Raw genomic sequence first — 12,014 nt, 5'->3', positions numbered from 1 at the left:
CCATAGTTTAGATCTCTCTCAACAATCATTATCTTGAGCCCGGAAAAAGCAAATCGATAAACTTGCCAGCAGTCGGTTGTGGTTCATGGTTGGCAAGGCCGGGTCGCTCATTGGCTTCGATGAAAATATAGTCTGGCTTTTCGGGCTGCTTGACCATGAAATCGATCCCGACAACGGGAATGCCTATTGCACGCGCAGCCTTACAGGCAGCATCGACAAGGTTTCTATGAACAGACGCTGTCACGTCGTGGATCGTACCGCCTGTATGTAGATTGGCCGCCTTGCGCACCGTGACTTCACGATGATCCTCCAAAACAGAATCGAGCGACAGACCTTGTTCCTCTAAGCATCTTTTCGTTTCGGCATCGACAGGAATACGGCTTTCTCCGCCTGTCGCCGCAGCGCGTCTGCGGGATTGTATCTCGATAAGCTTGCGGATTGTTGCTTTGCCATCGCCGACCACCCGTGGCGGACGGCGAACTGCAGCTGCAACGAGCTGGTAGTCGATAACCACCAGCCGAAGGTCCTCACCTTCAAAACACGCCTCCAGCAGCACGCGGTCGCACACGGTTCGCGCCTGTTTGATCGCCGTTCGCAGGTCCTTCATGGTCGATATGCCGACGGAAATTCCTCTCCCCTGTTCGCCCCGGGCTGGTTTCACCACCAGCTTGCTGTGACGTTTTAGAAAAGCTTCCAGCGCATCATCGTCCGCTTCGGCGGCAATCTGCTCCGGTACTGTCAGATCAGCCTTCTCGACGACGCGCCGCGTCACGGCCTTGTCGTCGCAAATTGACATCGCTACACCCGATGTCATTTCAGACAAGCTCTCACGGCAATGGACGGAACGCCCGCCATAGGAGAGGCGGAAAAAACCGCCTTCAGCATCGGTTATTTCAACCTGAATACCACGACGCACCGCTTCATCCACGATTATGCGAGCATAGGGATTGAGCGCATCGAAGGTTTCCAGATGCGAGGCGAAAAATTTCTCGTTGATTGCGTTCTTGCGCTTTATCGCGAAGAGCGGAACGCGACGAAACTTCAGCTTTTCATAGAGCCTTATGGCATTCTCATTATCGTGCAGAACCGAGAGATCGATATGGCTCAAACCGCGAGCCTGAAAATGCTCGGCAAGTTTTCGCACCAGTTTTTCACCGATACCCGGCTGCCGCGCTTGAGGATGAACTGCCAGACACCAAAGCGAAGCACTGCGATCAGGATCATCGAAAAGGCGCTGATGGTCGATGCCCGTTACAGTGCCAACAATTTCGCCGGTAGCATCGTCCTGAGCCACGAAATAGGTAACAGCACGGTTGTCTCGCTCCGATGAGAAAAAGTCGGGACGCAGTTGAACCATGCCACAGGCCGCATAGACGGCGTTGATGCCTTCCGCGTCCACTTCGGAGACTGCGCGACGTATGGTGATGCCACGTATCCGTCGCCCGCCCGGTCGATAAGTCGCAAGTTCAATCCGGTATGTATGCGACGGATCGAGAAATATCTCATGTGGTGCGAGTGACAGTAGTACATGAGGATCGCTGACGTAAAAGACGATATCGCGGCTCGCTGGCGCTTCGTCCCGTAATGCTTCCACTATGGCTTCATTGGTCTCGAAGGTCTGCGCGAAGAGTAGTCGACCCCAGCCGCAATCGACAACCATATCCTGCTTGCGATCTTCGCTTCCCGCCTTGTCATGGCCGTGCGCATGTTCCTGATAAAAGCCTGCGCTTTCAGGTGTACGCAAGCGCGTAAGACGGTGCGAAAAGGCTTTGCGACCCTTCGCTTTCTGCCGGGTCATATCCACCTCACCGGTTTTCCGCATTTCATGCCTCCTGCGTTTGCAGCCACATTTCAAGGAGGCCAGCCTGCCAAAGCTCAGAACCGCGCAACGGCGTTATGTGTTCGGACGGTTTTGCAAACAGGCGTTCAAGATAATCGCGTTGGAAAAGCCCGCGCTCCCTCGCCTTTTGTGAAGAGAGAGCGTCTCGCAGCATATCGAGATAAGGGCCATCGATATATTTGAGCTGCGGAACCGGGAAATATCCCTTCTTGCGATCAATCACTTCGCTTGGAACGACCTTTCTCGCCACATCCTTGAGGATACCCTTGCCGCCGTCGCGCAGTTTTTCCTCCGACGGAATGCGGGCGGCAAGCTCGACCAGCTCATGATCCAGAAATGGCACCCGCGCTTCAAGCCCCCAGGCCATCGTCATGTTATCCACGCGCTTGACCGGGTCGTCCACGAGCATCACATTCGTATCGAGCCGCAGCGCACGGTCGACAGGCGTATCCGCTCCATCCTGCAGCAGATGTTCTTCCAGAAGGTCCTGACTGTAATCACGTTCTGACATCCATTCCGGCGATAGCTGCGTGGCGAGAACGTCGTGCGGGCGGTCACGGAACCCTTTGGCATAGTCGCTGACGACATCGTTGGAATCGACTAGCGGTGGATACCAGTGATAGCCGCCGAACACTTCATCCGCGCCCTGTCCCGACTGGACAACCTTGATATGCTTCGAAACTTCCTTGGAAAGAAGGTAGAAGCCGACATTATCATAGGACACCATTGGCTCGGACATTGCCGCGATTGTTCCCGGCAACGCATCCATGAGGTCTGCTGACGGTACGAAGATCTTATGATGTTCGGTGCCGAAATGTTTGGCGATCAGATCGGAATAAACAAACTCGTCGCCTTTTTCGCCGTTGGCTTCCTCAAACCCGACAGAAAAGCTCATCAAGCCGGATTGGCCCGCCTCAGCAAGCAGACCAACGATCAGGCTCGAATCCACCCCGCCAGACAAAAGCACACCAACCGGCACGTCGGAAATCATCCGGCGCTTGACAGCGACGCGCAGCATATCGAGCAATTGTTCCTGCCATTCCTCGCGGCTCAACGCGCCGTCCCCCGGCAGACGCCGATAGGGTGCCTGCCAATAAATACGGTCAGTGAAGCGCCCATTCGGTTCGTAAACACGGATCGTCGCCGGGGGAAGCTTTCGAACACCATTATAGATCGTGCGCGGTGGCGGCACGACGGCATGAAAGCTCATGTAATTGTGCAAGGCCGCGCGGTCTATCGAGGTGTCAATGCCGCCTGCCTTAACCAGAGCAGGCAAAGAAGAGGCGAACCGCAAGGCACCGGCCACCTCGGCGATATAGAGCGGCTTGATGCCGAACCGATCACGCGCCAGGATAATCCTGCCGGTATCACGTTCGTGAATGGCGAAAGCGAACATGCCGAGAAAGCGCGTAACGCAGCTTTCGCCCCATGCGTGCCATGCCTTGAGAATGACTTCTGTGTCTCCATCGGAGAAGAACTTGTAGCCCATCTGTTCCAGCTCGGCGCGCAGTTCGCGGAAATTATAGATGCAGCCATTGAACACCAGCGTCAAACCGAGGTCAGCATCGATCATCGGTTGCTGCGATTTTTCGGAAAGATCAAGGATTCTCAATCTTCGATGCCCGAAGCCGATATTGCCCCGGATCACAATCCCGGATGCATCGGGCCCGCGAGGACTGAGTACATCCGCCATTTTCGAGACTGCCGAAACTGACGGGGAACCACCGTCAAACCTGACTTCTCCGCAAATACCACACATAAAAAGGGTCGAAACCTCCATTGTCATTCATAAACAAATGAGGCCGTCGCATCTGTTAAGGCGGCGGCCTGCATAATTGCAAATGCGGGAGCGCCGGGATTGTTCCCAACTTTTTCGTTTCCACTACGTGGCTTTCCCGACTAAATTCGCCTTGGAAAGCATATAGTTTTCAGCGGAAACCATATGCTCAAACGTTATACAGCGCGCATCCTCGCTGCGATTTTCGACAAGCGCTGCAAGCAATCGGTGCTGGAAGATAAGTCCTTCTTCGCGCGAAGCCGGTGTCGGATCAGCATAGATCGCGCGCGCTATTGGCAGGCTTCGCAACAGATTGTGGGTCAATCCGCAGATGAAGCCCAACAGACGGTCCGGACAAAGCTGTGCCAGCAAGGAATGGAAATCCAGTTCCGCAATGCGCTGGCGATATTGATCATCAAGATCGACCGGCGGGCGATCGTAGACCCGCATCGCATTTTCCAGCCGAGCAATGTCGTCACCAGTCAATCTGCCGGACAAGAGAGCAGCAACCTCCGGTTCGAGAAGCTTACGGATAGCGTAAACTTCGGCAAGGCTCGGCTGATCGAAAAAGAAATAGCTTCCAAGCATTTCCATTGCGTGCTGGGCGGAAGGTTCGGCCACAAAAGCCCCGCCTCCGGGACCGCTGCGCGTAAAAATCAGACCCTGCGTCTCCAGCGCCTTCATCGCTTCGCGCACAGTGCCCTTGGCGGCCTTGAACTGGTCAATCAGTTCCTTTTCCTGTGGCAGTCGATCTCCCGGCCTCAATGCATCGGAACGGATAACATCCTTGATACGGTCGGCAATCTCTTCCGGTCGCCGACGGACCTTTGCCACCCTCGCGCGCGATTGCGGTTCGTGATCGGAATTCTGGCCCATTCTGACCATATCTTGCTACTCTCTCCTTATGCGCGGCGCGCTTTCCACGAGTTGTCGTGTATAGGCATGTTCAGGTCTGGCAAAAAGAGCGCTTGCGGTTGCTTCTTCAACGATCTCCCCGAAATACATAACCGCAACCCTGTCGGAGATGGCTTCCACCACGGCAAGGTCATGACTGATGAAGAGATAGGAGAGACCAAACTCTTTCTTCAGTTGATCCAGAAGCAGAAGAACCTGTGCCTGAACTGAGACATCAAGCGCGCTAACTGGTTCATCGAGCACCACGATTTCCGCTTCAGCGGCCAGCGTGCGCGCAATGGCGATACGCTGCGCCTGCCCGCCGGAGAATTCGTGCGGATAGCGTTCCAGCGTATCCTTGGGCATCTGAACGGCGTCCAGCAACTGGATCATGCGTTGCTGGCACTGAGCTGAATCCAGCCCGCTCAGAAGCCTGAGTGGTGTTTCCAGTATCTGCCGGATCGTCTTTCTGGGATTGAGTGAAGCGACAGGGTCCTGAAACACATATTGTATGACCTTGCCGAATGCCCGAGCACCGGAATTTCGCAGTTCATGCGCATCGCGTCCAGCAATTGTCATCGTACCGCCCGTCGGCTCTGTCAGCCCGACGAGCATTCTGGCGAGCGTGCTTTTGCCCGATCCGCTTTCACCGACAATCGCCAGTGTCTCACCGCTTCCAAGATCGAACGAAACATTTTTAACCGCCTCGACCTTGTGACGCTCTTTCCCCAGAAGTGTTCGTCCGCCACCGAACGTTTTGGTGAGATCGCGAACGCTGATCGCATTTCCGCTCATCCTGCCGCCTTCCCGTTTTCACGCTTGAAGAGACCAGCCACACGTTCCAGAAAGTCGGCACCCTGCCCAAGTTCGGGAACGCAAGCTATCAAGCGTTTCGTATAGCTGTGCTGCGGATTGGACAGAACTGCCGAAGTTGTACCCGTCTCGATAATCTCGCCGTCTTTCATCACTGCCACGCGGTCACAAATCTCCGAAACCACTCCAAAGTCATGGGTGATAAACAGGAGAGCCATGCCGCGCTCGCGCTGGAGATCGCGCAGCAGTTCAAGAATGTGCGCCTGTACGGTGACATCGAGCGCCGTGGTCGGCTCGTCCGCAATGATGATATCGGGATCATTGGCCAGAGCCATGGCAATGCCGACACGTTGACGCTGGCCACCTGAAAGCTGGTGCGGATAGTGATTGGCCCGTTCCGCTGCATCCGGAATGCCAACCTTGTCAAGAAGCACAATCGCCTGTTCTCGCCGCTCACTGGCTCCAATCCGCCGATGCGCTGCAATTGCTTCCTCGACCTGCCGACCGACCGGATACATAGGATGCAACGTCGTCAGTGGGTCCTGAAACACATAAGCAACTCTTGCGCCCCGTGCCGCCGTCAACTCGGTTTCAGACATTGAAAGAACGTCCCGGTCGCCCAGATAGATCGCGCCGTCGCGGATAAGTCCGGGCGGGGACGCCACGAGGCCCATTACTGACAGGGCGGTCACGCTTTTGCCCGATCCGCTCTCCCCGATCAGGCCGAGACATTCGCCGCGTTCAAGTTCCAGTGAAACGCTGCGGACAGCGGGGGTGAAATGCCCGCCATTGACGAAGCCCGTTTCGAGACCGGCAATAGAAAGAGCTTTTTGGCTATCCTTGATCATGGGCGATGACCGGTCCCTGGCAATATCGGTTATCGCGCCTGGCCGCCCCAGCGCACCTGACCGCAATCGCGGATCGAGAACATCGCGCACCCCATCTCCCAATACGTTGAGACTGATGACCAGCAGGAAGATCATCAGTCCCGGCACGATGGAGACATGCGGGGCATTGAACAGTTGCGCGCGGCCCTCGCCGAGCATGGAGCCGAGATCGGCCTGCGGCGGCTGCGCGCCAAGACCGAGGAAGCTCAGGCCCGCCGTTTCGAGGATCATCCAGCCCGCCGTGGTCGACATGGTAATGACGATAACCGGCAGCACATTGGGCAGCACTTCGCTTAACAGGATCGAAACCGGGCTTTTCCCGGAGAGCCGGGCAGCATCAATAAACTCACGATGCGCGAGACCAAGCGTAACCCCGCGAACATTACGCGCGAAGAACGGAATATTGACCACCGCAATCGCGTAAAGCGCATTCATCAGGCCCGGCCCGAGCACCGCCACGATAGCCAGCGCCAGCAGGATATAAGGAAATGCCATCAGCATATCGATGCCGCGCATCATCAAATTGTCGGTTCGTCCGCCCGCATAGCCGGCCACGAGACCGATCGCCGAGCCAACAATCGCTGCGATCAGCGTCGCTGCAAATCCTACTGCGACAGACACCCGCGTGCCCCATATGACACGACTCAATATATCGCGCCCGAGCTGATCCGTTCCAAGAAGATGTCCTTCGCTGAAAACGGGTTTCAATCGCATTGCGGGAGAAGTCGCGTCAGGATTGGGAAGCGGGAGAACCGGGGCCAGCAGAATGACGAGGCAGATCACGAACAGCATAAAAAAACCGAAAGCCGCCAGTCGATTGCTCATCAGGAGCCGCCATGATGACATGCGGACCGCCGTTGGCGCGGCAGAAATTTCTGGAAGCGCGCTCATGAGCGTATCCTTGGATCGAGCATAGTCTGGATGACATCAGCGAGTAGATTGAAGAGAACATAACTCGCGGCAACCACAAGTACGCCACCCTGCACCAGCAAGATATCGCGGGTGGAAATGGCTTTCACCAGCATGGCGCCAATACCGGGCCACTGGAACACGGTTTCGATGTAGACGGCGCCGCCCAGCACAAATCCCGCCTGAATACCGATCACAGGAATGACGCTGACAAGTGCGGCGCGAAACGCATGACCGTATATCACGCGACGTTCGTTGAGACCTTTGGCCCGGGCTGTCCGGATATAGTCCTGGCGAAGCACTTCCAGCATCGCGCCGCGGGTCAGACGTGCGATCACGCCCGCCGCTACCACGGCCAGCGTCGTGGCAGGCAGGATCAGATGCCAGAGCAGATCCTTCAGGTCACCACCGCCATAAACAGCATACATGCCGGACGCTGGCAGAATGCGCCAATGGACCGCGAAGAGATAGATCAGAAGCAACCCCAACCAGAATGAGGGAATGGAAATTCCGGCAAGCACGATGAAAGTGATCGTCCTGTCTGCCCAGCCGAACTGCCGTACCGCCGAAACGATGCCCGCGAGCAGGCCGAAGACTGAACACAGTACCAGTGCTACGCCCGCAAGCACGAGTGTCGCCTGAAAGCGCTCCATAACCTCATCCAGCACCGGACGATTGAGCACGAAGGAACGCCCGAAATCTCCATGCAGGAGATTGCCCATCCAGATGAAGTATTGTTGCAGCAACGGCTTGTCGAGACCGAGATCGCGATTGATCCGCTCTACATTTTCCGGTGTTGCGTATGATCCGAGCAACGCAGTCGCCGTATCACCGGGGATCATCGCCATGACGAGAAAAACGATGATCGAGAGCCCGAGCAACACAGGAACAACGGCCAAAAGTCGCTTGAGGATATAGGCTGGCATGAATGCCCTCCCTGCTTATTCCTTGGTTACGTCTTTCAGATGCAGCAGGAAGGACGGCTGCAACTTGAACCCCTTGACGGCAGCGGTCGTGACTGCGTTTTGCTTCCAGTTCGCCACGAACAGCCATGGTGCATCGTCATGGACAATGTTCTGCACTTCGCCATAAAGCTTGCCGCGCTCGGTTTGATCGGTCGATGACCGCGCCTTTTCCAGAAGCTCATCCACTTTGGGGTTGGAATAGTAACCGGAATTGAAGCCGCCCTTGTCCGGCAATGCATCACTGCGCAGCGTCAGATAAGGCACCGTGTCCGGATCATTGGTCATCCACGCCATCTCGGCCATATCGGCCTTGCCCTCCAGCCCCGGATTGACCCGACCAAGGAACGTGTTCCACTCATAGGTTTCTATCTTGACCTTGAAGCCCACAGCCTGAAGATCGGCCTGGATTGCGGCGCCCATCGTGATTGGATCAAGCATGCCCGAACCGCCTTCGGTCACATAGAACGTAATTTCAGGATTGCTTGCACCAGCTTCGGCAAGGAGCGCCTTGGCCTTTTCCGGATCATAAGGATAGGGTTCGGTTTTGTTCTCGACCCAGTTGAAGGCGGGTGGGATCGGCCCCGCAGCAACAGTTGCGGAACCCTGCAACACATTATCTACAAGGCCTTGCTTGTTAACCGCATAATTCGCCGCCTGACGCACTTTCTTATCCGCGAATGGACCGCTCTTCGCGTTCAGGATGGTAAACCAGACATGGGGGCCCGCCTGTTCGGCAACCGCGAAATTCGCGTCCTGTTTGAAGGTGGCAAGATTATCTGGCGGCACTTCCACCATGACATCCAGCCCGCCTGCCATCATCTCCGCGACGCGTGTATTGGCATCCGTGATCGGGCGGAACACAACTGCTTCCAATGCTGGCGCTGTGTCCCAATAGTCGGGATTACGCTCCACCACCACACGCTGGCCGGATTGCCATTCCGCGAACTTGAACGGACCGGTTCCAGATGGATGACGGCCAAATTCCTTACCGTATTTCTTGACCTCTTCCGGCGACACGATCAGGCCGGTCGGATAGGCCAGATTGGAAAGAAATGGAGCGAAAGGCTCCTTCAGCTTGAACTCGACAGTGTGTTCATCGAGCACATTGACTGCATCGATGGACGAGAAATTGAACGAAAGCGGAAATGGGCCGGTGTTATAGAACGGATGGTCTTCCTTTAGCATTCTGTCGAAGTTGAACTTGACCGCTTCGGCATTGAAATCCGAACCATCATGGAACTTCACACCTTGACGCAGCTTGAACGTATAGGTCTTGCCGTCGTCCGAAATCGTCCAGCTTTCCGCCAGTGCCGGTTCTACTTCCAGCGTTCCGTCCTTGTAGCGCACAAGGCCGTCATAAATATTGACGAGGATGCGGAAATCATTGGTGGCCGTGACTGTATGCGGATCGAGCGATTGCGGCTCTGCAATCTGCCCGACAATCAGCACATTGGGCGGCGTTTGCGCCAGCGCGACTGTGCCCGCCCCGGCGACCGAAAGCGCCATAGCAGTCAGGACGGCACGGAATAACCTTCTCATGGGGTTCCCCTTCATTTGTCAAATCCGTCAGACTCTAATTTATAGGCATAAATCAACGATCATCAATTAATTATCATAATTAATTTTTGCGAGACAAAAAAAGCGGGCCTGAGCCCACTCGCGAATTCAGAAAGTTCAGAGCCTATTCTGCAGGCGTATCCTCGGGTTTCAAATCCTGCTCCGCCTTGGTCGATTTCTGATGCGTGAAACCCTTGAGGCCCTTGGCGGTTTCCTCGGCATCGCGTTTGATCTCGACTTCGCTCATTGCATAATGAACTGCAAGTTTTGCAATGGAAGTGAGCGCGCTCAGATGAATGCGCTCATAGCCATGCGAGGCATCAACACCGAAGGTCAGCAAAGCCGTGCGCACATCATGCCCCGCCTCAACCGCAGACGCAGCATCGGAACGGTAATAACGGAACACGTCCTTCTGGACCTGAATGTCATGCTCTCCGCAAAGCTCGTAGAGTTTCTTCGTCAAATGGTAATCGAACGGTCCGGTCTGGTCCGCCATGGCAAGCGTGACGCCGAACTCCGAAGAATTCTGGCCTGGTGCTGTCGTTCCATTATCGATGGCGACCAGCGAGGCAATATCCGGCACAACGACCGCAGAGGCACCCACTCCAACTTCCTCGCCGATGGTGAACAGCCAATAGCTGTCGACCGGCGTTTCCACATTGGCTCTCTGCATTGCCTCAAGGGCTGCAAGCATGATGGCGACACCTGCCTTGTCATCAAGGTGGCGCGAGACGATAAAGCCATTATCGATGAATTCGGGCGCGGGGTCGACAGCAACTATGTCACCGACATCGATACCGAGCTGCAGCAGATCATCGCGATTTCGGGCGAGCGCATCGACGCGGAGTTCGACATAAGGCCAGCCGACCGGCTGCGTATCGACTTCGTCATTGAATGTATGGCCGGAAGCTTTCAGCGGCAGGATCGAACCACGATAAATTCCTTTGGACGAAAAGATGGAAACGCGGGCACCTTCAGCGAAACGCGCTGACCAGTTACCGATGGAAACCAGTTCCAGTCGTCCGTTTTCCTTCAGATATTTTACCTGTGCGCCGAGTGTATCGACATGAGATACGATCCCGCGCGCCGGTCTCTCCGTCAGGCCCGCCCGGCGTGCACGAATGGCACCCCGGCGCGTCAGCATAACCTCAAGCCCCAGATGCTCCAGCTCGCGCGCAACATAACGCACGGCTTCGTCGGTAAACCCGGTCGGGCTCGGTATGGCGAGAAGCGCCTTGAGCCGTGTTACGAGATAGTCCTGATCGATTGTGATAGCGGTCTGCATCATTCATGTGTCGCAAAACAAGACCGCAACGTCAACGTCATCTCCAGAACAGAAAACGTCGGCACCGGTGTTACGCGGCGCCGAGATGCCATCAGAAACTCCAGTCTTCATCCTCAGTCGCGACCGCCTTGCCGATGACGTAAGAAGAGCCGGAACCGGAGAAAAAGTCGTGGTTTTCGTCTGCATTCGGCGAAAGCGCAGACAGGATCGCCGGATTGACCTTGCACGCTTCAGCTGGAAAGAGCGTTTCATAACCAAGGTTCATGAGGGCCTTGTTGGCGTTGTAATGCAGGAATTTTTTGACGTCTTCAGTCAGGCCAACGCCATCATAGAGCGCTTCCGTGTAGCGAACCTCATTGTCGTAAAGTTCCAGAAGAAGCTCGAAGGCAAAATCCTTGATTGCCTGTTTTTGCTCTTCGTTCAAGCGTTCCAGTCCACGCTGGAATTTGTAACCGATGTAATAGCCATGCACAGCCTCATCACGGATGATGAGCCGGATAAGATCGGCTGTATTGGTCAGCTTTGCCCGGCTCGACCAGTACATCGGCAGATAGAAGCCGGAATAGAACAGAAAACCCTCCAGAAAGACGCTGGCGATTTTCCTTTTCAGCGGATCATCTGCGCGATACTGGTCCAGGATCAGAGTGGACTTGCGCTGCAGGAATTCGTTTTCCTCGGACCAGCGATAGGCATCGTCAACATCCGGCGTCAGGCACAGCGTCGAGAAAATCGACGAATAGGATCGTGCATGAACCGCTTCCATGAAGGAGATGTTGGACAGCACCGCTTCTTCATGCGGCGTCGCTGCATCATCCATCAGCTTTACGGCACCGACTGCGTTCTGGATCGTATCGAGAAGTGTCAGCCCGGTGAAAACGCGGATCGTCAGTTGCTTTTCCTGCTGTTTCAGCGTTTCCCACGACTGAATATCGTTCGAAAGCGGCACCTTCTCCGGTAGCCAGAAATTACCGGTCAGACGGTTCCAGACCTCAAGGTCTTTCTCATCTTCGATCCGGTTCCAGTTGATCGCACGCACGGCTGCAGGCTTCGGCTTCTTGGTCTTCACTTGAATATTCATGGTCATCAC

Annotated in this window: 9 protein-coding genes; all 9 read right to left on the bottom strand. The window is 55.5% G+C overall.

What is annotated here, in order from left to right:
• Nucleotides 1-28 precede the first annotated feature (28 nt).
• Nucleotides 29-1,822: an N-acetylglutaminylglutamine synthetase gene (gene ngg / locus AAE521_RS19390; RefSeq protein ID WP_071630454.1), complete on the bottom strand. Its 1,794-nt coding sequence runs from the start codon at nucleotides 1,820-1,822 to the stop codon at nucleotides 29-31.
• Between the two features lies 1 nt (nucleotide 1,823).
• The gene (locus tag AAE521_RS19385; RefSeq protein WP_342062183.1) at nucleotides 1,824-3,599 is read right to left on the bottom strand and encodes an N-acetylglutaminylglutamine amidotransferase; all 1,776 of its coding nucleotides are present in this window, start codon (nucleotides 3,597-3,599) and stop codon (nucleotides 1,824-1,826) included.
• A 123-nt stretch (nucleotides 3,600-3,722) separates the two neighbouring features.
• The gene (locus AAE521_RS19380) at nucleotides 3,723-4,502 is read right to left on the bottom strand and encodes a FadR/GntR family transcriptional regulator (protein WP_374865014.1); all 780 of its coding nucleotides are present in this window, start codon (nucleotides 4,500-4,502) and stop codon (nucleotides 3,723-3,725) included.
• A gap of 6 nt (nucleotides 4,503-4,508) precedes the next feature.
• Nucleotides 4,509-5,306, bottom strand: coding sequence for an ATP-binding cassette domain-containing protein (locus AAE521_RS19375; protein ID WP_071630452.1), 798 nt, complete (start codon nucleotides 5,304-5,306; stop codon nucleotides 4,509-4,511).
• Entirely contained in the window at nucleotides 5,303-7,102 is a 1,800-nt protein-coding gene (locus tag AAE521_RS19370; protein ID WP_342062181.1) for a dipeptide/oligopeptide/nickel ABC transporter permease/ATP-binding protein, read from the bottom strand. Before AAE521_RS19370 ends, AAE521_RS19375 begins: the two co-directional genes overlap by 4 nt.
• The gene (locus AAE521_RS19365; RefSeq protein ID WP_029928046.1) at nucleotides 7,099-8,046 is read right to left on the bottom strand and encodes an ABC transporter permease; all 948 of its coding nucleotides are present in this window, start codon (nucleotides 8,044-8,046) and stop codon (nucleotides 7,099-7,101) included. The genes AAE521_RS19370 and AAE521_RS19365 overlap by 4 nt, the downstream gene beginning before the upstream one ends.
• 15 nt (nucleotides 8,047-8,061) lie before the next feature.
• Nucleotides 8,062-9,624: an ABC transporter substrate-binding protein gene (locus tag AAE521_RS19360; protein ID WP_071630450.1), complete on the bottom strand. Its 1,563-nt coding sequence runs from the start codon at nucleotides 9,622-9,624 to the stop codon at nucleotides 8,062-8,064.
• Between the two features lie 142 nt (nucleotides 9,625-9,766).
• Nucleotides 9,767-10,927, bottom strand: coding sequence for an osmoprotectant NAGGN system M42 family peptidase (locus AAE521_RS19355; protein WP_342062196.1), 1,161 nt, complete (start codon nucleotides 10,925-10,927; stop codon nucleotides 9,767-9,769).
• 91 nt (nucleotides 10,928-11,018) lie between these two features.
• Nucleotides 11,019-12,005, bottom strand: a complete 987-nt coding sequence (nrdF, locus tag AAE521_RS19350; protein ID WP_342062180.1) for a class 1b ribonucleoside-diphosphate reductase subunit beta — start codon at nucleotides 12,003-12,005, stop codon at nucleotides 11,019-11,021.
• Between the last annotated feature and the right edge of the window lie 9 nt (nucleotides 12,006-12,014).

It is taken from the genome of Brucella cytisi, assembly GCF_038433355.1.
GTDB classification, from domain to species: domain Bacteria; phylum Pseudomonadota; class Alphaproteobacteria; order Rhizobiales; family Rhizobiaceae; genus Brucella; species Brucella cytisi.
Note: the sequence above shows the minus strand (reverse complement) of the source record. Positions and strands in the feature narration are given on the sequence as shown.

Excerpts from the sequence above, each read along its gene's own strand:
- AAE521_RS19365 (WP_029928046.1), bottom strand. The coding sequence starts at position 8,046 with ATGCCAGCCTATATCCTCAAGCGACTTTTGGCCGTTGTTCCTGTGTTG.
- AAE521_RS19380 (WP_374865014.1), bottom strand. The coding sequence starts at position 4,502 with ATGGTCAGAATGGGCCAGAATTCCGATCACGAACCGCAATCGCGCGCG.
- AAE521_RS19355 (WP_342062196.1), bottom strand. The coding sequence starts at position 10,927 with ATGCAGACCGCTATCACAATCGATCAGGACTATCTCGTAACACGGCTC.
- AAE521_RS19375 (WP_071630452.1), bottom strand. The coding sequence starts at position 5,306 with ATGAGCGGAAATGCGATCAGCGTTCGCGATCTCACCAAAACGTTCGGT.
- nrdF (WP_342062180.1), bottom strand. The coding sequence starts at position 12,005 with ATGAATATTCAAGTGAAGACCAAGAAGCCGAAGCCTGCAGCCGTGCGT.
- ngg (WP_071630454.1), bottom strand. The coding sequence starts at position 1,822 with ATGCGGAAAACCGGTGAGGTGGATATGACCCGGCAGAAAGCGAAGGGT.
- AAE521_RS19385 (WP_342062183.1), bottom strand. The coding sequence starts at position 3,599 with ATGTGTGGTATTTGCGGAGAAGTCAGGTTTGACGGTGGTTCCCCGTCA.
- AAE521_RS19370 (WP_342062181.1), bottom strand. The coding sequence starts at position 7,102 with ATGAGCGCGCTTCCAGAAATTTCTGCCGCGCCAACGGCGGTCCGCATG.
- AAE521_RS19360 (WP_071630450.1), bottom strand. The coding sequence starts at position 9,624 with ATGAGAAGGTTATTCCGTGCCGTCCTGACTGCTATGGCGCTTTCGGTC.